Source organism: Bradyrhizobium sp. USDA 4504, from assembly GCF_054063995.1.
The window spans coordinates 3,983,186-4,000,404 of the sequence record NZ_JBSSGV010000001.1 but is presented as its reverse complement, the minus strand read 5'-3'; the positions used below and the strand labels follow the sequence as shown (position 1 = coordinate 4,000,404).

General features: G+C 64.7%; 22 protein-coding genes and 1 pseudogene. 10 read left to right on the top strand and 13 right to left on the bottom strand.

Annotated features, from left to right (window positions below; all coding sequences use genetic code 11):
* The first annotated feature begins 71 nt into the window (after positions 1–71).
* Both ACVMB1_RS18750 and ACVMB1_RS18745 read left to right on the top strand, forming a co-directional pair.
* Entirely contained in the window at positions 72–1,727 is a 1,656-nt protein-coding gene (locus ACVMB1_RS18750) for a fumarate hydratase (protein ID WP_456848851.1), read from the top strand.
* 9 nt (positions 1,728–1,736) lie between these two features.
* Positions 1,737–2,408, top strand: a complete 672-nt coding sequence (locus ACVMB1_RS18745) for a DUF429 domain-containing protein (RefSeq protein WP_456848849.1) — start codon at positions 1,737–1,739, stop codon at positions 2,406–2,408.
* A gap of 27 nt (positions 2,409–2,435) precedes the next feature.
* Here the strand turns inward: ACVMB1_RS18745 and ACVMB1_RS18740 are convergent.
* The 6 genes and pseudogenes from ACVMB1_RS18740 to ACVMB1_RS18715 all read right to left on the bottom strand — a co-directional run bounded on the left by ACVMB1_RS18740 (position 2,436) and on the right by ACVMB1_RS18715 (position 7,719).
* Positions 2,436–3,432: pseudogene (locus ACVMB1_RS18740) on the bottom strand (IS630 family transposase).
* A gap of 77 nt (positions 3,433–3,509) precedes the next feature.
* Positions 3,510–4,454: an SH3 domain-containing protein gene (locus ACVMB1_RS18735; protein ID WP_456848847.1), complete on the bottom strand. Its 945-nt coding sequence runs from the start codon at positions 4,452–4,454 to the stop codon at positions 3,510–3,512.
* A gap of 19 nt (positions 4,455–4,473) precedes the next feature.
* A complete protein-coding gene (locus ACVMB1_RS18730; RefSeq protein WP_028337138.1) occupies positions 4,474–4,770 on the bottom strand; it encodes a hypothetical protein in 297 nt (98 codons plus the stop codon).
* 118 nt (positions 4,771–4,888) lie between these two features.
* Entirely contained in the window at positions 4,889–5,443 is a 555-nt protein-coding gene (locus tag ACVMB1_RS18725; protein WP_316397371.1) for an inner membrane-spanning protein YciB, read from the bottom strand.
* 54 nt (positions 5,444–5,497) lie between these two features.
* A complete protein-coding gene (locus tag ACVMB1_RS18720; protein ID WP_253625983.1) occupies positions 5,498–6,073 on the bottom strand; it encodes a hypothetical protein in 576 nt (191 codons plus the stop codon).
* 242 nt (positions 6,074–6,315) lie between these two features.
* Entirely contained in the window at positions 6,316–7,719 is a 1,404-nt protein-coding gene (locus ACVMB1_RS18715) for a carotenoid oxygenase family protein (protein WP_456848844.1), read from the bottom strand.
* A 112-nt stretch (positions 7,720–7,831) separates the two neighbouring features.
* Here ACVMB1_RS18715 and ACVMB1_RS18710 point away from each other — a divergent pair, with 112 nt between their 5' ends.
* Positions 7,832–8,557, top strand: coding sequence for a TetR/AcrR family transcriptional regulator (locus ACVMB1_RS18710; RefSeq protein WP_456848842.1), 726 nt, complete (start codon positions 7,832–7,834; stop codon positions 8,555–8,557).
* A gap of 178 nt (positions 8,558–8,735) precedes the next feature.
* Here the strand turns inward: ACVMB1_RS18710 and ACVMB1_RS18705 are convergent, their stop codons facing one another.
* Positions 8,736–9,308: a hypothetical protein gene (locus ACVMB1_RS18705; protein WP_229190930.1), complete on the bottom strand. Its 573-nt coding sequence runs from the start codon at positions 9,306–9,308 to the stop codon at positions 8,736–8,738.
* Positions 9,309–9,502: 194 nt separating this feature from the next.
* Between ACVMB1_RS18705 and ACVMB1_RS18700 the strand changes: the two genes are divergently transcribed.
* The gene (locus ACVMB1_RS18700) at positions 9,503–10,174 is read left to right on the top strand and encodes an SET domain-containing protein (protein ID WP_456848840.1); all 672 of its coding nucleotides are present in this window, start codon (positions 9,503–9,505) and stop codon (positions 10,172–10,174) included.
* Positions 10,175–10,193: 19 nt separating this feature from the next.
* On the opposite strand, the gene ACVMB1_RS18695 is transcribed toward ACVMB1_RS18700, so the two are convergent.
* Positions 10,194–10,484: a DUF6522 family protein gene (locus ACVMB1_RS18695; RefSeq protein ID WP_456848838.1), complete on the bottom strand. Its 291-nt coding sequence runs from the start codon at positions 10,482–10,484 to the stop codon at positions 10,194–10,196.
* Positions 10,481–10,915, bottom strand: a complete 435-nt coding sequence (locus tag ACVMB1_RS18690; RefSeq protein ID WP_057018350.1) for an RrF2 family transcriptional regulator — start codon at positions 10,913–10,915, stop codon at positions 10,481–10,483. Before ACVMB1_RS18690 ends, ACVMB1_RS18695 begins: the two co-directional genes overlap by 4 nt.
* Before the next feature lie 83 nt (positions 10,916–10,998).
* Between ACVMB1_RS18690 and ACVMB1_RS18685 the strand changes: the two genes are divergently transcribed.
* Both ACVMB1_RS18685 and ACVMB1_RS18680 read left to right on the top strand, forming a co-directional pair.
* The gene (locus ACVMB1_RS18685) at positions 10,999–11,460 is read left to right on the top strand and encodes a group III truncated hemoglobin (RefSeq protein WP_456848836.1); all 462 of its coding nucleotides are present in this window, start codon (positions 10,999–11,001) and stop codon (positions 11,458–11,460) included.
* Positions 11,457–11,615, top strand: coding sequence for a hypothetical protein (locus ACVMB1_RS18680; protein ID WP_016844794.1), 159 nt, complete (start codon positions 11,457–11,459; stop codon positions 11,613–11,615). The genes ACVMB1_RS18685 and ACVMB1_RS18680 overlap by 4 nt, the downstream gene beginning before the upstream one ends.
* Positions 11,616–11,670: 55 nt before the next feature.
* On the opposite strand, the gene ACVMB1_RS18675 is transcribed toward ACVMB1_RS18680, so the two are convergent.
* Together ACVMB1_RS18675 and ACVMB1_RS18670 are read right to left on the bottom strand one after the other, a co-directional pair.
* Positions 11,671–12,069: a hypothetical protein gene (locus ACVMB1_RS18675; RefSeq protein ID WP_253623708.1), complete on the bottom strand. Its 399-nt coding sequence runs from the start codon at positions 12,067–12,069 to the stop codon at positions 11,671–11,673.
* A 32-nt stretch (positions 12,070–12,101) separates the two neighbouring features.
* Entirely contained in the window at positions 12,102–12,326 is a 225-nt protein-coding gene (locus tag ACVMB1_RS18670; RefSeq protein ID WP_168854963.1) for a hypothetical protein, read from the bottom strand.
* A gap of 94 nt (positions 12,327–12,420) precedes the next feature.
* Between ACVMB1_RS18670 and ACVMB1_RS18665 the strand changes: the two genes are divergently transcribed.
* The 3 genes from ACVMB1_RS18665 (at position 12,421) to ACVMB1_RS18655 (ending at position 14,698) form a co-directional block, all read left to right on the top strand.
* A complete protein-coding gene (locus ACVMB1_RS18665) occupies positions 12,421–13,245 on the top strand; it encodes a helix-turn-helix domain-containing protein (RefSeq protein WP_038385984.1) in 825 nt (274 codons plus the stop codon).
* A 62-nt stretch (positions 13,246–13,307) separates the two neighbouring features.
* Positions 13,308–13,973, top strand: coding sequence for a DsbA family oxidoreductase (locus ACVMB1_RS18660; RefSeq protein WP_456848833.1), 666 nt, complete (start codon positions 13,308–13,310; stop codon positions 13,971–13,973).
* A gap of 86 nt (positions 13,974–14,059) precedes the next feature.
* A complete protein-coding gene (locus ACVMB1_RS18655; RefSeq protein ID WP_168854961.1) occupies positions 14,060–14,698 on the top strand; it encodes an NIPSNAP family protein in 639 nt (212 codons plus the stop codon).
* Positions 14,699–14,976: 278 nt separating this feature from the next.
* Here the strand turns inward: ACVMB1_RS18655 and ACVMB1_RS18650 are convergent, their stop codons facing one another.
* Entirely contained in the window at positions 14,977–16,161 is a 1,185-nt protein-coding gene (locus tag ACVMB1_RS18650) for a GNAT family N-acetyltransferase (protein ID WP_456848831.1), read from the bottom strand.
* A gap of 172 nt (positions 16,162–16,333) precedes the next feature.
* Positions 16,334–16,786, bottom strand: coding sequence for a hypothetical protein (locus ACVMB1_RS18645; protein WP_456848829.1), 453 nt, complete (start codon positions 16,784–16,786; stop codon positions 16,334–16,336).
* 159 nt (positions 16,787–16,945) lie between these two features.
* Here ACVMB1_RS18645 and ACVMB1_RS18640 point away from each other — a divergent pair, with 159 nt between their 5' ends.
* Positions 16,946–17,173 (top strand): hypothetical protein, encoded by a 228-nt coding sequence (locus ACVMB1_RS18640; RefSeq protein ID WP_016848541.1) that lies wholly within the window; start codon positions 16,946–16,948, stop codon positions 17,171–17,173.
* The last annotated feature ends 46 nt before the right edge of the window (positions 17,174–17,219 follow it).

Below are 17,219 nucleotides of genomic sequence, written 5' to 3'. Positions count from 1 at the left end.
GGCTTAGAACGGCTCTACATTGCCGGCGGCCCCGCGGCCGGCACCGGCCTTTCGAAACCGACGAGCAGCTCATGAACGCCCCCTCAGCTTTTCCCGACCAGCAGAAGCCCGTTCCGCCCTACAAGCACACGCCTCTGTTCCCGCTTGGTGCCGACACCACGCCCTACAAGAAGGTGACGAGCGAGGGCGTCCGGGTCGAGAAGGTGTTGGGCAAGGAAATGCTTGTGGTGTCGCGGGAGGCGCTGCGGGCGCTTTCCGAGGCAGCCTTCGGCGACATCAACCACTATCTGCGGCCGGGCCACCTGAAGCAGCTCCGCTCGATCCTCGAGGACAAGGAAGCCAGCGACAACGACAAGTTCGTCGCCTTCGACTTCCTGAAGAATGCCAACATCGCGGCCGGAGGCGTGCTGCCGATGTGCCAGGACACCGGCACCGCGATCATCATGGGCAAGAAGGGATGCAACGTCATCACCGACGGTGACGACGAGGCCGCGCTGTCCGAAGGCGCGCGCGATGCCTATCTGCGCCGCAATCTGCGCTACTCGCAGGTAGCTCCCTTGTCGATGTATGAGGAGAAGAACACCGCCAACAACATGCCGGCGCAGTGCGAGATTTACGCCGAGGGCGATGATGCCTACAAGTTCATGTTCATGGCCAAGGGCGGCGGAAGCGCCAACAAGAGCTTCCTGTTCCAGGCGACGCCCTCGGTGCTGACCAAGGACCGGCTGCTGGCCTTCCTGAAGGAGAAGGTGCTGACGCTCGGCACCGCGGCGTGTCCCCCGTACCACCTTGCGATCGTGATCGGCGGCACCTCGGCCGAGCTCTGCATGAAGACCGTGAAGCTTGCCTCGGCCCGCTATCTCGACGCGCTGCCGACCCACGGCTCGGCCGACGGCAATGCGTTCCGCGATCTCGAGATGGAGCAGGAAATCCTCAAGATGACGCAAAGCCTGGGGGTGGGCGCGCAGTTCGGCGGCAAGTATTTCTGCCATGACGTGCGCGTGATCCGCATGCCGCGCCACGGCGCCTCGCTGCCGATCGGGCTCGGCGTCTCCTGTTCGGCGGACCGCCAGGTGCTCGGCAAGATCACCAGGGATGGCGTCTATCTCGAGGAGCTCGAGCACAACCCGGCGCAGTATCTGCCTGCGGTGGAGCGGTCGCTCGGCGGCGAGGTTGTCAAGATCGACCTCAACAAGCCGATGAAGGAGATCCTTGCGACACTGTCGCAATATCCGATCAAGACCCGCGTCTCGATGACCGGCACCATGATCGTCGCGCGCGACTCGGCGCACGCCAAGCTGCGCGAGCGGCTGGAGAAGGGCGAGCCGTTGCCGGATTATTTCAAGAACCATCCGGTCTATTACGCCGGTCCCGCCAAGACGCCCGATGGCTACGCCTCCGGTGCATTCGGCCCGACCACGGCGGGACGCATGGATTCCTTCGTCGACCAGTTCCAGGCGGCCGGCGGCTCGATGGTGATGGTTGCCAAGGGCAACCGCGCAGTCGCGGTGCGCGAGGCTTGCAAGAAGCACGGCGGCTTCTACCTCGGCTCGATCGGCGGCGCCGCGGCGAACCTCGCCGAGCACTGCATCAAGAAGGTCGAGGTGGTCGAGTATCCCGAGCTCGGCATGGAAGCGATCTGGCGCATCGAGGTGGTCGATTTCCCGGCCTTCATCATCATCGACGACAAGGGCAACGACTTCTTCAAGGAATTGAATCTCGGTTGAGGATCGGGGTTGATTGCGGTCGGCCTCGACGGGTTCTCCAAGGGCTGGGTCGCCGTCACCATCGACGGCGACCGGCGTACGATTTCCTTTCACAGCGATATTGCGCGCGCGCTTTCGCGTCCGTTCGATCGCGCCGGGATCGATATCCCGATCGGTCTGACCGATAACGGCGAGCGCGATTGCGACCTTCTCGCGCGCGTAAGATTGCGCCCGCACACCTCGCGCGTCTTCACCGGCGCGCGGCGCTGGCTGTGGCAGCAGTTTGACGATCCCGATCTCGCGAATGCGGAAGCACTGCGCCGCGGCCAGACCCGTGTGTCGCGCCAGCTCTGGCATCTCGGCAAGAAGATCATGGAGGTCGACGGGTTCGTGCGCGCGAACGCCACGCGCGATATCCGCGAGGTGCATCCCGAGCTGGTGTTCCTGCAGCTGAACGGCGGCGAGCCTCTGCCGCGCAAGAAGTCGGAGGAGGGCGATGCGCTACGCTGCAGGCTGCTGAAGCGATCAGGCTTTCGCGAGATCGATCGCTGGCTCACCGAGGTGCGCATCGGCACCGGCGCAAAGCGCGACGATGTGCTGGATGCGTGTGCAGTGGCGCTGGCTGCGCGCGAACCATGCGGAAGCGTTCCCGAAGCGCCGCCGCGAGACGCGCACGATCTGCCGATGCAGATCTGGTTCTAGTGTCCTGAACCAAAAGTTCATGGCATTTTATGCCTTGGCGGGCAGATTGTAAGCGCAGAAGCGTTCGATTGAGCCGAGAATGTCGTCAGCCGATTTGGTCCATCGGAACGGCATTGGGTCAGCGTTGTGATGGTCGATGAAGGAGGCAATCTCGGCCCGTAGCGCCGCCACACTGCGATAGATGCCGCGCCTAATCTTACGCTCGGTGATGAGTGCAAAGAAGCGTTCGACCTGATTGAGCCAGGATGAGCTGGTTGGCGTCAGGTGGACGTGCCAGCGCGGCCTCTTTGCCAGCCAGTTGCGGATCAACGGCGAACTCTTTGGCACGATGGCGTCCATAGCATTTGCCAATGACCCGGCCGGTTGCGACGTCGAGGGCGGCAAACAGCGAGGTGACGCCATGGCGTTTGTAGTCGTGACTACGGCGCGCCGGCTGGCCAGGTCGCATGGGCAGCATGGGCTGGCTGCGATCCAGCGCCTGGATTTGCGACTTCTCATCGACACACAGTACGATGGCGCGCTCGGGCGGAGCTACGTAAAGGCCGACGATGTCGCGAACCTTGGCGACGAAGTCGGGGTCGGTTGAGAGCTTGAAGGTCTCCAACCGATGCGGCTGCAAGCCGAAAGCGCGCCATATATGCTGTACTGTTGAGACTGACAGCCCGCTGGCCCGCGCCATGCTGCGCGAACTCCAGTGGGTGGCCCCGGGAGGCTGGGTCTCAAGGGTGCGAACGATCACCGCCTCGATCCGGGCATCCTCAATCGTGCGTGGCGTCCCCGATCACGGCTCGTCCCAAAGACCTTCAAGCCGATGCTCGGAGAACCGCCGCCGCCATTTGCCGACCGTGTCGGGATCGACAGCCAAACGGGCCGCCACGACCTTGCTCTGCTCGCCCTCAGCACAGGCCAGGACGATCCGAGCCCGCAGTGCCAACGCCTGAGCAGTGCTTCGACGCGACGCCAACGATGTCAACTCAGCACGTTCCACCTCATCAAGCTCCAGCGGAGCAAAGCGTCGACCCATCGCCAATCCTCCCCAAATCAGGAGAGTCCGCTATCATCGAGTCGATTTGGAGTCCGCCGAACTTTTGATTCAGGACACTAGCTGCAGTTCGTCACCTGGTTGGAGCACAGGCTGCGCCACCAGCCGCGCACGCCGTCATGGCTCTCCACCAGCGCCCAGTGCCCGCTGCAGGCGAGGATGCGTTTCGGACCATCGTCGGTATCGAACTCACCGCCGAGCTTGCGCAGCGCCGGCGTCCATTTGGCATCGACGAAGGGCGCCTGGAACAGCCCGCCCATCCGGGTGTAGCCGTTGGCGTAGCTCGCGCCGACCTTGTTGGCGGCAACCCATCCGCGTCCGGCATAAGGCTTTGGCGCGTTGCGCGGATAGCGCTTGTCATCTTCATAGGCCTTGCCCGGCGGCATCGCGCCCTCGATCAGGAACCAGCCGTCCTTGAAGCCGATGATACGAAACTCGGTGAGCCAGCCGCCCTCCGGCGTGTTCTCGGCCCCGCCCATCTTGAGATGGTAGGGTGGCGGCAGCTTGCCGAGCACGCGTGCCTTCACCGACGGCTCGGCGCGCACGTTGAGGCCCGCGAGGTCCTTGTCCTCCGACCAGGCGCCGAGGTCGCATGGCTCGGTGCCAGCGGGCAGTGCGTTTCGGTTCGCGTCAAGCTCGGCCTGGCGCGCGGCAAAGTCATTGTCCGCCCCGTCGGCGTTTCCGGCAGCGATGTCGCTCGGACCGCGCGGCTTCAGTTCGGCCGACAGCGCGCGCGTGCCGTCCTTGCTGAGCGTCACGACCATCATCTGACGGGGCGCGAAGACGCTTGCCGGCGTCTTCGGGTCGTCCGCGCTCGCGGCATAGACCGCGAGGTGGCCGGTGGTGCGGGCGGCATCCGTGCTGGAAGAGCTGCCCGCAACATATCCGGCCGGCACCAGCGCGACCGCGCTCGCGCGCCACGCCGGTTCGGCTTCGCTTGCCTGCTGCGCGGAAGCCGTCGTGGCTGATAACGCCATGACGGCAACGGATGCCAGGATGCGCATGCGTGTGCGTGTGCCGCGGTTACGCCCGCGTGCCGGTGAAGGGGAAGCTGCCCATTGGGCCGATGCCCATCTCGCCGGAGATGCCGTCGCCCGAGACCTTGCCGGTGAATTCGAGCGTCAGCGGCATCGGATTGGTGATGGAAACCTTCCAGGCGACGTCGTCGCCGTTCACGGTGCCGTCGAAGATTTCGGTGGAGTTGCCCTCGGCGCCCTGCGTGCCGGTGAGCGTGCCGCCCGAGCTTGCCAGCGACAGCGTCGCCTTGCGCTCGCCCATCGGCGTCGTCATCGTGAGATTCCAGTTTCCGTCCACCGCCATTGATGTCTCCCCTCCAGGTAAGGCGCCTTCAAGCGAAATGGCTACCGTTCGCGCGAAGAAAACGCGTGCGCGGGTATAGCCCATCTTGCCGCGCGCGCCTAGTTAGCGGCTGCGGCGATCAGGCGCGGGCGGCGGCGCGCAGCCGGCTTCCGACCAGGACGCGGAAGGCGACATACTGGATCGCGAAGGCGGCGATCTTGGCGCCGACCAGCACCACCGACACGTAGAACGCCCACAGCTTCATGTCGCCGGTCGCCGCGATCGCAATGGTGCCGGCGGCGAGAATGAACATCAGCCCGGCCCAGGCGTAGCCGGCGAGGGTGGCGTATTCCGGAATTGTCTCGGTCACGATCGGCGGCAGATAGCGCAGCATCCAGCCGCGCTTGAGCATGATCGCGCCGATCGCGATGTGGCCGATCGCGGGCTTCGCCAGCACGAAGCGCGGATCGTTGGTGAAAAGCGTCGCACCGCCGAGCACGATCACCAGCCCAAGGCTCGCCCAGGTCATGTAGCCGAGCGCCTGTCCCTTGACGCGCGCATAGACCACTTGCGCGATCGCGCCCGCGATCGCAACGCCGGTGGCGATCAGGACATTGTCGGTGGCGAAATAGACCACCAGGAAGACGATGGTGGAGAGGAAGTCGCTCGCAAGCCTGGCAAATACGCTCTTCATCGTCGTGGTTTCCGTTTCCTCGGGATGATCGTGGTGATCTTGTTATGGCAGCGTCTAGCGTGAGGGCAGCGCGCCGGCTGGCGGCGTCACGTCCTTGGCCGCGCGATAGTGCGGATACCAGTGGGTAAAGCCGACCGCGGCATTGCGCGCGGCGAAGGCGATCAAGAGGCCGGTCCACAGCGGCAGCGCCGGCACGTAAAGCACCGCAATGTTGCCGATCAGCATGAGCAGCATCGCGGCGGTCCAGGCGCCGGTGATCAGGTAGTTGGCATGGAGGAAGCCGGGCAGCTTCGCGGTCTCGGCATCGACCTGCTCCAGCGCATATTGCCGCGTGAAGGGACGGCCGATCATGATCGAGCCGAGCGACACCAGCAGGATGCCGGCATCGACCGCGATCTTCACCGCGGTGTTGCTCAGCGTCGCATCGACGAAGGTGAGGTAGGAGCCGATCGCGGCGAAGATGACGACCGAACCGACGCCGAGGATCTTGATGCTGCGGCCGCGCGCGACATCGAACGCGATGGCAGCGAGGCAGATCAGGGCGGCACTGAGCAGGCTCACCGTGGCCGAGGTCACCAGCATCAGCATGGCGAAGGCGCCGTAGGGAGCGAGGATCAGGAAGATCGTCATGGTGAGCCTCATAGGCTTATCTTTACAGTGTAAAGATACCCTAATGGTGGGCAACGGAGGCGTCAAGCGAAATCTTTACAGTGTCAAAATCGTGAGGTGACGGGAAAATCCAAGGTTTGCCAATGGTATAAAGTGGCGACCGCTCGTTTTCGGTCGGTGGCGACAAAGACGTGGATGCCCGGGACAAGCCCGGGCATGACGCGTGGAGAGGTTGGCGCACTGACGTCCGGGGTGATCGTTGGCTACTCCGCCCCAACCCAATTGCCGTGGAATCCATCCGGCACGCGGTGGCCGAGATGGACCAGCGCGGTCGGGCCCGCTTCGACATCTTGCGCGTTGAACACGGCGAGGTCGCTGCGGTTTTCGCGGGCGCGCCAGACCACCGCGAGCAGCCAGCCGTCGCCTTCCGCGGCGTCAGCGCCGCGCTCGACGAACACAGGCTCGGAGATCGTATCGCCGGCGGGCAGCAGATAGTGGCCGAGCCGCTTGCCGCGGCCGTCGACATGCACGATGCCCGACAGCGCACCGAACATCGGCAGATCGGGGTTGGCGCAGGCGTACCAGCCGTGATTGCTGGCAAATCCGGCGCGGCGATCGTCGACGCGCGGAAATTCGCCGGTGAGGTCGTCGAGATAGGTTTGCGTGAAGCGGTCGGTGTTGCCGGAGAGGTCGAAGGTCCAGCGGCAATAGCGCGCGCGGTTCTTCTGCGGATCGGTCGGCGAGCCGTCGGGATGATTGAACAGCGGCGCTTCCTCGAACTGCATCACGTCGGCGATGATGCGGTTGCCGTCTTCCCACGCGTTCATCACGTGGAAAACGTAGCAGGTCTCGGCGCGGAACCAGACGATGTCCTTCGATGCGCCACTGCGCTTCATCACGCCGACATAGGCGCCTTTCTCCGGCTCCCAGGCGTACGGCGCCTGTCCGCGCATCGCGCGCTGCATGCTGCCGGTGATCGGCAGGATCGGAAACAGCACATGATTCTCGGTGACGATGAAGTCGTGCACCATGCTGGCATAGGGCGCCTCGAAGCGTTCGAACCGCGTCACCACGCCTGACGAGCTCACCGCGCCGAACGACAGCGCCGGCGTCAGCGGGCCCGCGGCGTTGTAGCCGAAGAACACCATCTCGCCGGTCGCCGGATCGATCTTGGGATGCGCGGTGAACGGGCCTGTGATCGCGCCCTTGTAGTCGCAATAGCCGAGGCGATTGAGCGTGCCGGGCTCGATCTCGGTCGGCAGATGGCCTTCCTCCAGCGCGAGCAGGCGGCCGCCATGGAAGATGATGTTGGTGTTGGCGACGCCGCCGTCGGTCGTGGTCGTGACCGGCGCATCCGGCATCTTGCGGCCGAAGCCGCCGAACAGCGCGCGACCGGCGTCGTGCTCGGCCTGCCATTTCGGCGTACGGACCCAGCGGTTGCGGTAGCTGGCGCGGCCGTTCTCGAGATGGAAGGCGTGCAGCATGCCGTCGCCGACGAACCAGTGCGCACCCGGCGCCTCGAACTGCGGATTGGGGCCGTTGCGATAGAGCGTGCCGTTCAGCTCGCGCGGCAATTCGCCCGAGATCTTCAGAAACGGCGCGTCGGCTTCGAATGGAATCGGCGCCAGATTGGTGCGCGCAGCATTAGATGTGACCTGGTCGAGCATTCCGCATCTCCCTGCATTATGATCTTTACATCGTAAAGATGTCAGTAAGGATGACGCCGCCGATCGTCAAGCAAAATCTTTACAGTGTAAAAATTGCGACCTATAAGGCCGCATGGCAAGAATCTCCAAAGAAAACAAGGCGACTCGCCCGGCACAGGCTCCGACCCGCCGGGTTGCACGGACTGCGGCAGCTCGTCCGGTCCAACGGCGCCGCGCCAACGACACGCCGTATCATCACGGCGATCTGCATGAGGCACTGTTGAAGGCCGCCGAGCGCGTGCTCGAGCGTGATGGATTGGCGGGGCTGACATTGCGTGCGGTGGCGCGCGAGGCCGGCGTATCGCACGCCGCCCCGACCCATCATTTCGGCGATCTCACCGGTTTGCTCAGCGAACTTGCGGCGATCGGTTTTCGGCAATTCGGCCTTGCAATGGCTGCTGCGGACGCTTCGGCGGCCACGACGCCCGAGAAGGGCGTGGCGAGCGCCAAGGCTTATGTTGCCTATGCCCAGGCACATCCCGGCATGTACGGGCTGATGTTCCGCAGCGAGCGGCTTGATCACTCGCGCCCGTCGCTGCACGAGGCGTCCGAGGCTTCGTTCGCAGGGCTGACCCGCGGCGTCGGCGCCAGCCGGCACGAGCAGATTTCCAAGGAGCAGCTTACGCTGGATCAGGCGGCCGCGATCGCGTCGGCCTGGTCGCTGGTGCATGGTTTCACCATGCTGTTGCTCGACGGACGCCTCAAGACGATTTTGGATCGGTCGCCCGAGGGCACATCCGCGGAAATGCTGTTGACCGCGATGCTGCGATTGTCCGCGGGCCGCTCGGCGCGGCAATAACCAGTGCTGCCCCTGGGCTAGTGTCCCGAATCCGAAGTTCGCATCATTTGCCGCACCTTCGGAGCGAACTTCGGATTCGATAAGGACACTAGCAAACTTATGATTCTAGTGTGCTTTATGAATGCGAAGTTCGTGAAAGTGGTTGCCGCGAAATCGCACGAACTTCGCATTCAGCACACTAGCGCCTCACAAGCGATGTGGTCCGGCCGCTCTGTCCGATCGTCTTCACCGTATCCGTGGCGCATTTGAAATCGCGGGCGAAATCGTCGGCGGCCTGCCGCGCCAGCGCGTTGGCGTTGGAATTGGCCGCGACGTCGACATAGGCGACATGACAGACATCGCCCGGCGGCAGCCGGGTCACCGCAAGCATTGCCCGCGAGACCGGGCCGCCGCGCTTGTCCTGTTCGCTGTTGTCGGCGATCTGCCAGCGCTGGATGATCGCAAACGGCCTGGCGCCAACTGCACGCCATTCGACCCTATCGCCGGTCGAACTGAACGGGCCGAACCAGGCCTGCGCGGCCGGTTCCCTGGCTGCTGCCTCGCGGTTTCGGCCCACCGAGACCACTTCACGCAGGTCGCCCTCGTTGATCAGCACCACAAGCCCGGATTTTCCCGGACAGACCCTGGTGGTGCTGCCGTCCTCTTCGCTGGGCTTGCCGATCATGCGGCAGGCCTTCGGCGCGGTCGATGTGTAGCTGCTGCTGATCGTCTCGGAGCCGGCATGACCGGGATTTGCGCTGGCAGCCGCCATAAAGACTGTTGCAAAAGCAAGGTATTTCATCGGGGGAAACCTGCGATCCGGACGTTACTTTGTGTCTGACATATGCAATCTGGGGAAGGTTCAATAGACACGCGGGAAACACCTGACAGGCGCGCGGAATCGTCCTAGAAGGGCGGCTTCGCAACTTCTGTCGCGTGCACCTGCGTGCCGTAACCTCGATCGTCATGCCCACGATATCATCCAACAAGCCCTATCGCGTCGGCCGTTCCCGTACCGGTCTTGGCCTTTTCGCCACCAAGCCGATCAAGAAAGGCACCAAGATCATCCGTTATTTCGGGCCGTTGCTCGACTCGAAGAAGAAGGGTGAGGACGCGATCGAGAACAAATATCTGTTCGAGCTCACCAACCGCTGGACCATCGACGGCTCGATCCGTGAAAACGTCGCCCGCTACATCAACCATGCCTGCAGGCCGAACGCGGAATCCGACGTTCGCCCACGCAAGCGCAAGGTGTTCATCCGCGCCATCAAGGACATCGAGCCGGGCGACGAAATCAATTACGACTACGGAACCGACTATTTCAAAGCCTATCTGAAGCCGATCGGCTGCAAGTGCGATGCCTGCGAGAAGAAGCGCAAGAAGAAGCGCGCGGAGGCGAGGGCGGAGCGGGTGCGGCTGAAGGAAAGAGCCGAGCGGAAGGCACAGCGCAAGGCCGAGAAGCTCGCCGAGGAGCGGGCCAGACAGCGGAAGGCGAAGAAGGCTGCCAAAGCAATCGGCAAGCTCGCCAACGGCACGGCGCTGAACGGCAGTCACCTCAATGGCCATAGCCTGATCAACACGGCGGGCAAGAAGGCTGCCTCGTCGAAGCGCGGCACCGCTCGGGCGCTGAACGCCTGATATCCGGGACGAGGTCTCTCTAGCCGCTCGGCCGGTGCGCCGCGCGTGGCAACGGGGAATTGCCGAAATCCAGCGTCGAGCGCTGGATGATCGTGCCGTGCTCGTCGATAACGAGACGTAAACGCTTGCTCCCCGAGAAGAATGTGAGGCGATGGCGCCCCTGATCGGCGTCGAGCCCGCGCTCCGAGCGCGTCGTGATTGCGCCCGAGCGCATCCCGGCCTGCAGCAGCGGAACCGCGATGCCGAGGCCTTCGGCGACGATGTTGGCGTCGACCTCGAACGCGCCGTCCGAGAATGTGATCGTCGTCATGATGCCCTCGCGGGATGGCGGACGGGACGCGGCAGGTAGGCGCATTCGGCGAGCGTCGTTCCGTCGAGCTCGCGCATGAAGGCCTCGCGTGCCGCCGCAAGCTTCGCCTTCAGCCGGCAGCGCGGCAGCAGCAGACAATCTCCGCCATCATCCCTGAAACATTCGACCAGCGCGCTGTCGCCTTCCAGCGCACGGACAACCTGGCCGAGGGTGATGGTCTCCGCCGGCCGTGCCAGCGAAAACCCGCCACCGGCGCCGCGCTGGGTGGCAATGAAGCCGGCGTCGGCAAGGTCGCGCACCACCTTGGCAAGGTGATTGCGGGAAATGTCGAACTCGGCCGCGATCTCGCTGGTCGCAAACGACCGGTCCGGCTCGCCGGCCAGCCGCATCAGGGCGCGGAGCGCAAAATCCGTGAACGATGTCAGGCGCATGGAAGCCCTTCGAAATCAGCACTTGGCGGATCAGCTATAGCAGGCTAAATAGGCATTTGAAATACCTATTTAGGATGTAAGCCATGACAGGAGCAGAGCGCCGCGAGCAGATCACCGCCGGGATTGTCGCGCGGACCGGGATCACCGAGGCCATGATCGAGCAGCTGGTGCACGCCTTCTACGCCAAGGTCCGCAAGGAGCCGATGATCGGACCGGTGTTCGAGACCAGGATCAGCAATTGGGAGCCGCATCTGGCGCAGATGTGCGCGTTCTGGTCTTCGGTTGCGCTGATGACCGGGCGCTATCACGGCACGCCGATGGTCAAGCATATGCCGCTGCCGATCGACGCCGCGCATTTCGACCGCTGGCTCGAACTGTTCGAGGCGACCGCGGCCGAGCTGTGCCCGCCTGACGCAGCGGCGCATTTCATCGATCGCGCGCGGCGCATCGCCTCGAGCCTCGAGATGGGCGTCGCCGGCGGACAGGGCGTGATGCTGGCGGTCGGCGAGCGTTACAGGCGAAGCGAAGCAGGAGCAGTGCAATGAGGAACAGGGCGAAGGCGATTGCGCGCGCCATCGACGGCGCGTGGTTTCATCAGGATCAGGCCGATCCGTTTTCCGGCAGCAGCCTGGTGCCGATGCTGATCATCGGCCTGGCGCTGACCTTTGCCGGTATGATCGTCGCGGTCGTGCTGAGCTGACGGAAACGGCCGCCGCGTTTGCCGCGACGGCCGCTCGTCACATCCGGCATTCGAATTACGCCGCGACCGCCTCGCCGCTGCGGCGCAGCCCGACATATTGCAGCTCGGCGAACACGCCGGTGGCGATCGCCTGGGCGAGGATCACGAGGGTCCCGAAGAGGTTCGGCGACACCGCGCCCGACAGCAGCAGCGCGATGCTGGCGAGCGTCCAGGCCGCGTTGCCGACGACCACCAGCATCACCAGCGGCTTCGGCACCGAAGTGCGCGTGCCGAGCCAGCCGACCAGCGCGGTATAAGCGATCAGGAACAGCCCGGTCTCGCGCAGCAGCGCTTCCGGCAGACCGAGCAGTGATGCCAGCGCGCCGGCGTCGAGCACCATGGCTATGGCGGATACGCCGCTGAAGACGGCGTCGGCGAGCAAGGCGCGGCGCAGCAGCTGGGACGAATGGATCATGGCAGTGTCTCCTCTGGTTGGGATGGGGGTAGTCAGCGGAACAGCGACTGCAGCTGACGCCACAGCCGGAGCGGACACAGCGCCCTGCCGACCCTCATCTCGGCCGCATAGACCTGCGCGAACACGAACACGCCGGTCGCGTGCACGAGCGGCTGCGGCATGTTGAGCGAGCGCGCCAGCAGCCAGGTGGCCAGATGGACCAGCCACGGGAGCAGGACGGCGAGGGCGCGGACAAGGGATAGCATCAGCATGGTCATCTCCTGTGCCGTGGAAGATGAGCCGGCCAGCGCGCCAATTCGATTACCTCAGGCGTAATGGAACGGGCGAATTCCGCATGGTAGGTTTCGCATCATGAACGCACATGCATCCATGGCGCGGGCCGAGCCCGCAAAACCCGTCCCGATCGGCGAACACCTGCGCGAGTGGCGGCAGCGCCGTCATCTCAGCCAGCTCGACCTTGCCGTCGATGCCGAAATCTCGGCGCGGCATTTGAGCTTCGTCGAGACCGGCCGCTCGGCGCCCTCGCGCGACATGGTCCTCAAACTGGCGGAGCGCCTCGACGTGCCCCTACGCGAACGCAATGTGCTGCTGGTCGCCGCGGGTTTCGCGCCCGCATTCCCGCAACGCTCGCTGGATGATCCGGCGCTGAAATCGGCGCGCGAGGCCATCAACCTGGTGCTGAAGGCGCACGAGCCCAATCCGGCGCTGGCCTATGACCGGCACTGGAATCTGGTCTCCGCCAATCGCATGGTGGCGCCGCTGCTCGAGGGCGTGCCGCAGCGGCTGCTCGGCCAGCCCTTCAACATCCTGCGGCTTGCCTTCCACCCCGAGGGCCTCGCGCCGCGCACCGTGAACCTTGCGGAATGGGCGGCGCATCTACTGGAGCGGCTGCATCGGCAATGCGAGGCAACGGCCGATCCGGAGCTGCTCAAGCTCTACCAGGATCTGAAGTCCTATCCGATCCCGGCGCGGTCGGCCCCGATCACCACCGACAACAACGTCGCGCTCCCCTTCAAGCTCCGCCTCAATGGCGAGATCCTGAGCTTCATCTCGACCACCATGGTGTTCGGCACGCCGGTCGACATCACGCTGCAGGAACTGGCGCTGGAGACCTTCTTCCCGGCCGATGAGCTGACCGCCGAGCGGATGCGGCAGATGGCAGCCAGTATGAAATAGCGGCTTGTCTCGGGACGCTTTCGGCCTACCTTTGGGGTTCCATTTCCGCCGGGAACCCCGCCATGAGCGATCTGAAGCCGCTTCGTCTCGACATCGTCTCCGATGTCGTTTGCCCCTGGTGCTATATCGGCAAGCATCGGATCGAGGATGCGCTCAAGCTGGTGCCCGATGTGCCGGTCGAGGTGCATTGGCGGCCGTTCTTCCTCAACAACTGGGTGCCGCGCGAGGGCATCAGCCGCGAGGAATATCTCACCGCCAAGTTCGGCTCGGTCGAGGCCTACAAGGGCATTGCCGGCCGCGTGGTCGCCGCCGCCAATGAGGAGGGGCTCACCTACCATCCCGAGTTCGTCAAGCGGCAGCCCAACACGATCGACTGCCATCGCCTGATCCACTGGGCCGAGGCCAGGGGCAAGGCGGCCGAGATGAAGCAGCGGCTGATGGAGCTGTATTTCCGCGACGGCGGCGATCTCACCGACAGCAACGTGCTGGTACAGGCTGCGGCCGATGTCGGGCTCGATGCTGACGACGTGGGCAAGCGTCTTGCCACCGACGAGGATGTCGCGCTGGTCTCGGCGCAGGCCCAGGAGGCCGCCGAGAAGGGTATTTCCGGCGTGCCGACCTTCGTGTTCGCGCAGAAATACGCGGTGTCCGGCGCCCAGCCGGCCGAGCAGCTCGCCCGCGCCATCCGCCAGGTCTCGGCCGAGATCAACACAGAGGCTGCGGAGTAGTCCGCAATCCCTATCGAAAGCCCGGCTCATGCCGGGCTTTTTCGTTTGCCCACATCATCCATCGGAAACAATCAGGGGAGACCACCATGATCTATGAGCTGCGCACCTATACGGTCCGTCCAGGCGCCGTCGGCGAGATGGTGAAGGCGGCGAGCACGATCTCGCGCGATATCCGCGCCGACAATTTCGGCAAGCTGGAAGGCTACTGGATCACGGAGATCGGTCCGCTCAATCAGGTCATGCACATGTGGAGCTACGCCGATCTCAACGAGCGGACGCGGCTGCGCGCCGAGCTCGCCAAGAACCCGCGCTGGACCGGCGAGTATATTCCGGTGATCCGTCCGCTGCTGGTGCGGCAGGAGGTGCGGCTGCTCAATGCAATCATCCCGCCGGTGGCGCCGGCGACATCAGGCAACATCTACGAATTCCGCAACTATCGTGCCAAGCCGGTCGGCGGCGCCAAGCAATGGCTCGATCTGATCACCGGCGTGATGCCGGAGCGCGAGAAATACTCCAAGATCGTCGGCCTCTGGACCACCGAGGCCGGGCAGCCCAACGAAGTCTGCCACATCTGGGCCTATCCCGATCTCAACGCCCGCGCCGCCGCACGCGGCAACGCGATGAAGGATCCGGCCTGGCTGGAATTTTTGAGCAAGGGCACGCAGGTGCTCGAGGAGATGCACTCGACCATCATGCTGCCGGCACCGCACTCGCCGTTGCAGTAAGGGGAGGCGCTGGTCGCGCCGCGTTTCCCAATGATGCGCGGAGCGCAAGACAGAGAGGCCGCCGGTTGAGGCGGCCTTTTCGTTTGCCGTCAGGATGTCGCGAGCGCCGGCAAAAAGCCCCATCCGATGTTTCCATCAGATGAGGCTTTCGAAGCAAGGGCGCGCGCCGTCTGAGAACCAGCGCGCCGCAACGCTAGTCGGGCCAGCTGACACCAACCTGACGGCAGCAGTCACTTGTTTCCCGATGTGTCTGCATGCCTACGAAAGGGTAAACCGCATTATCCGGGCTTGCCGCGCCGGCTGCGGATGAAGCGGACGGCGCCGCGCGCCGCTTCGTAGGCGAGTTTGTTCAGGGTTAGCGCGGCGTGAATGGCCGGCACCAGCGGATCGTGGCGCCGCAGCGGCAGCAAGACGTCGCCGATCGCGAAGCGGCCGCGCCAGATCGGGTCGATCATGGGGTGGCCCGGTGCCGCGGTGGAATCGGCCGAATTGATCGCGGGATCGGCGCAGAGATAGCGCGTCAGCTCCAGCGTCAACTGCGTGCCGGGCGAATGTTTCGCAAAGCGCTCGTCGACGCCGATCTTGAAGAAGAAGGCGCGGTCCTGGTGACGCACCACGATGCCGCCCGCGACCGGCGTGTCGCCCGCATGCAGCGTGATGATCTCGCAGCGGCCGGCTTCGGCCATTGCCGACGTCGCGCGGCGGATGAAGGCCGCATCGCCGGCATGCTGGCTCAGCGCAGTGCCGCGCTTTCCCTTCCAGCCACCGGCTTCGAGGACAAGGAAAGTCTCGAGCGCCGTCGCAACCTCGCGCGGCGTGCGAGCGACATCCAAGCGCACCGCGCCGTGGTCGGACAGGCGATGATGCTGGCGGCGCAGCTCCTTCAGCTTCTTGGGCCCCAGCGCGTCGCGCAACAATTCGTCGGCATCGCGCGTCGCATCCAGCTGGGCGCGCTGGTAGGCGCTCACTATGCGCGGCTGCAACCCGTCTCGTGCCAGCACCGCGCGGATCGCCGCCATGGCCGGCCCCTCGAGCGACATGGTGCGCAGGATCAGCGCATGCGCGCCCGCATTGCGCGCCTGCCGCAGCATCTTGTCGACCGCTTCCTCGGCGGCGTCGCGGTTGAGCAGCGGCGTGCACAGCGTGCCATAGGGTTCGGCACCGACCAAAGCGGGCAGGGGAATCCGGTAGATCCGCCGCATCGGAACCACCGGCAACAGCCCGATCAGTTGCCCGGCATCGCCGGCGGCGCTGAGCAGCGCCGCGCCGGTGCGGCCGCGCGCGGAGGCATCGACCGCCAATTCCCAGTCTGGCTGATAGTAGCCATTGGCCTCGATCGCGCGCGCGGCAAGCGCGCGCCATGCATTGAGCGGCGCGGCCGACAGCGGCGGCAAGGTGCGATCGTCCGTGGCATCCTTGCGCGATGCACGGTGGATCATTGCCCGGTCAGCAATATCGGCCACGTCCCTGTTTCCCCACTCCGCGAAGCTGATTGGCCTTGCGTTCGTCAGGGCAACGCTAGCGGAAAGAAATGGAAAATGCCGTTGAGGCCACCGCGCAATTTGAACGGTCGTGTTAACGGACCGTTCAGCATACCCGGTGCGCAGCGGCTTGGCCGGCTCGCCGGTTCAAGCGCTAGGGTTTGGTGGTCCGTTGCGCTTCCACCGCAACGGTGCTCTCGACGGGCTCGTAAGTCTCCGTCACGCAATTGTCGTCGGCCCCGACCTGCCGGCGATCGAAGATCGAGCCTTCATTGATGAAGACGCGATAGGTCTGCGTCCCCAGCGGCTTGCCGATCACCGATGTCAGTTCGGCGCGCACGCAGGCGGTCCAGCCGGTGCCGCGCGGGTCGTGCAGCGGGGCGGAAACCCGCACATGGGTCGGCTGTGAGCCGGCCGTGAACACTGAATCCAGCTTGCCGGCGACCAGCCGTTTGACGTCCGGAGGCGTCTCGAGCGGCGCCGGCTCCGAGGCCTTGACCTTCAAGGCCTCCGGCCACACCGCGTGGCTGTCCGCCAGCCCGCAGCCACTCAATATTAAGGCGACGCCGGCCAGCAGCGCCGCCAGATGTACTTGTCCCTGTCCCATTCAGCGCATTTAATGTGCCGCCGTCAGGATTGCGCCCCCTGGTGGCGCTGAATTCGCGTGAGGCGGCGCTTTGTCGATCAACAAATGTCGAGCGACAAGTTATCGTTGGGGTAGAGGTATTACCGGATGTTGCTGCGGCGGCGGGGGAGACAGACTGACATGAAACGCTTCACGGTTGCTGCCGTCATCCTGGCGCTGCTCGCGACACCCACGCTGGCCCAGGGCCGGCGAGGGGGCGGTGGGGGCGATACGAAGACGGAGCAGAAGCCCAAGGTCGACGAGAAGGCCTACAAGGCCGCGCTCGATCGGATCCCTGAGCCCAAGGAGAAATACGACCCCTGGGGCGTCACCAAGCCGGCAGCGGATCCGGCCAAGAAGCCGAAATAGCCGGCCTCACCAGGTCTCGGCGGCCATTCGACATTCGACCGGCGTC

Coding starts and splice junctions, on each gene's coding strand:
- ACVMB1_RS18750 (WP_456848851.1), top strand. CDS start 72: ATGAACGCCCCCTCAGCTTTTCCCGACCAGCAGAAGCCCGTTCCGCCC.
- ACVMB1_RS18735 (WP_456848847.1), bottom strand. CDS start 4,454: ATGCGCATCCTGGCATCCGTTGCCGTCATGGCGTTATCAGCCACGACG.
- ACVMB1_RS18730 (WP_028337138.1), bottom strand. CDS start 4,770: ATGGCGGTGGACGGAAACTGGAATCTCACGATGACGACGCCGATGGGC.
- ACVMB1_RS18725 (WP_316397371.1), bottom strand. CDS start 5,443: ATGAAGAGCGTATTTGCCAGGCTTGCGAGCGACTTCCTCTCCACCATC.
- ACVMB1_RS18720 (WP_253625983.1), bottom strand. CDS start 6,073: ATGACGATCTTCCTGATCCTCGCTCCCTACGGCGCCTTCGCCATGCTG.
- ACVMB1_RS18715 (WP_456848844.1), bottom strand. CDS start 7,719: ATGCTCGACCAGGTCACATCTAATGCTGCGCGCACCAATCTGGCGCCG.
- ACVMB1_RS18710 (WP_456848842.1), top strand. CDS start 7,832: ATGGCAAGAATCTCCAAAGAAAACAAGGCGACTCGCCCGGCACAGGCT.
- ACVMB1_RS18705 (WP_229190930.1), bottom strand. CDS start 9,308: ATGGCGGCTGCCAGCGCAAATCCCGGTCATGCCGGCTCCGAGACGATC.
- ACVMB1_RS18700 (WP_456848840.1), top strand. CDS start 9,503: ATGCCCACGATATCATCCAACAAGCCCTATCGCGTCGGCCGTTCCCGT.
- ACVMB1_RS18695 (WP_456848838.1), bottom strand. CDS start 10,484: ATGACGACGATCACATTCTCGGACGGCGCGTTCGAGGTCGACGCCAAC.
- ACVMB1_RS18690 (WP_057018350.1), bottom strand. CDS start 10,915: ATGCGCCTGACATCGTTCACGGATTTTGCGCTCCGCGCCCTGATGCGG.
- ACVMB1_RS18685 (WP_456848836.1), top strand. CDS start 10,999: ATGACAGGAGCAGAGCGCCGCGAGCAGATCACCGCCGGGATTGTCGCG.
- ACVMB1_RS18680 (WP_016844794.1), top strand. CDS start 11,457: ATGAGGAACAGGGCGAAGGCGATTGCGCGCGCCATCGACGGCGCGTGG.
- ACVMB1_RS18675 (WP_253623708.1), bottom strand. CDS start 12,069: ATGATCCATTCGTCCCAGCTGCTGCGCCGCGCCTTGCTCGCCGACGCC.
- ACVMB1_RS18670 (WP_168854963.1), bottom strand. CDS start 12,326: ATGACCATGCTGATGCTATCCCTTGTCCGCGCCCTCGCCGTCCTGCTC.
- ACVMB1_RS18665 (WP_038385984.1), top strand. CDS start 12,421: ATGAACGCACATGCATCCATGGCGCGGGCCGAGCCCGCAAAACCCGTC.
- ACVMB1_RS18660 (WP_456848833.1), top strand. CDS start 13,308: ATGAGCGATCTGAAGCCGCTTCGTCTCGACATCGTCTCCGATGTCGTT.
- ACVMB1_RS18655 (WP_168854961.1), top strand. CDS start 14,060: ATGATCTATGAGCTGCGCACCTATACGGTCCGTCCAGGCGCCGTCGGC.
- ACVMB1_RS18645 (WP_456848829.1), bottom strand. CDS start 16,786: ATGGGACAGGGACAAGTACATCTGGCGGCGCTGCTGGCCGGCGTCGCC.
- ACVMB1_RS18640 (WP_016848541.1), top strand. CDS start 16,946: ATGAAACGCTTCACGGTTGCTGCCGTCATCCTGGCGCTGCTCGCGACA.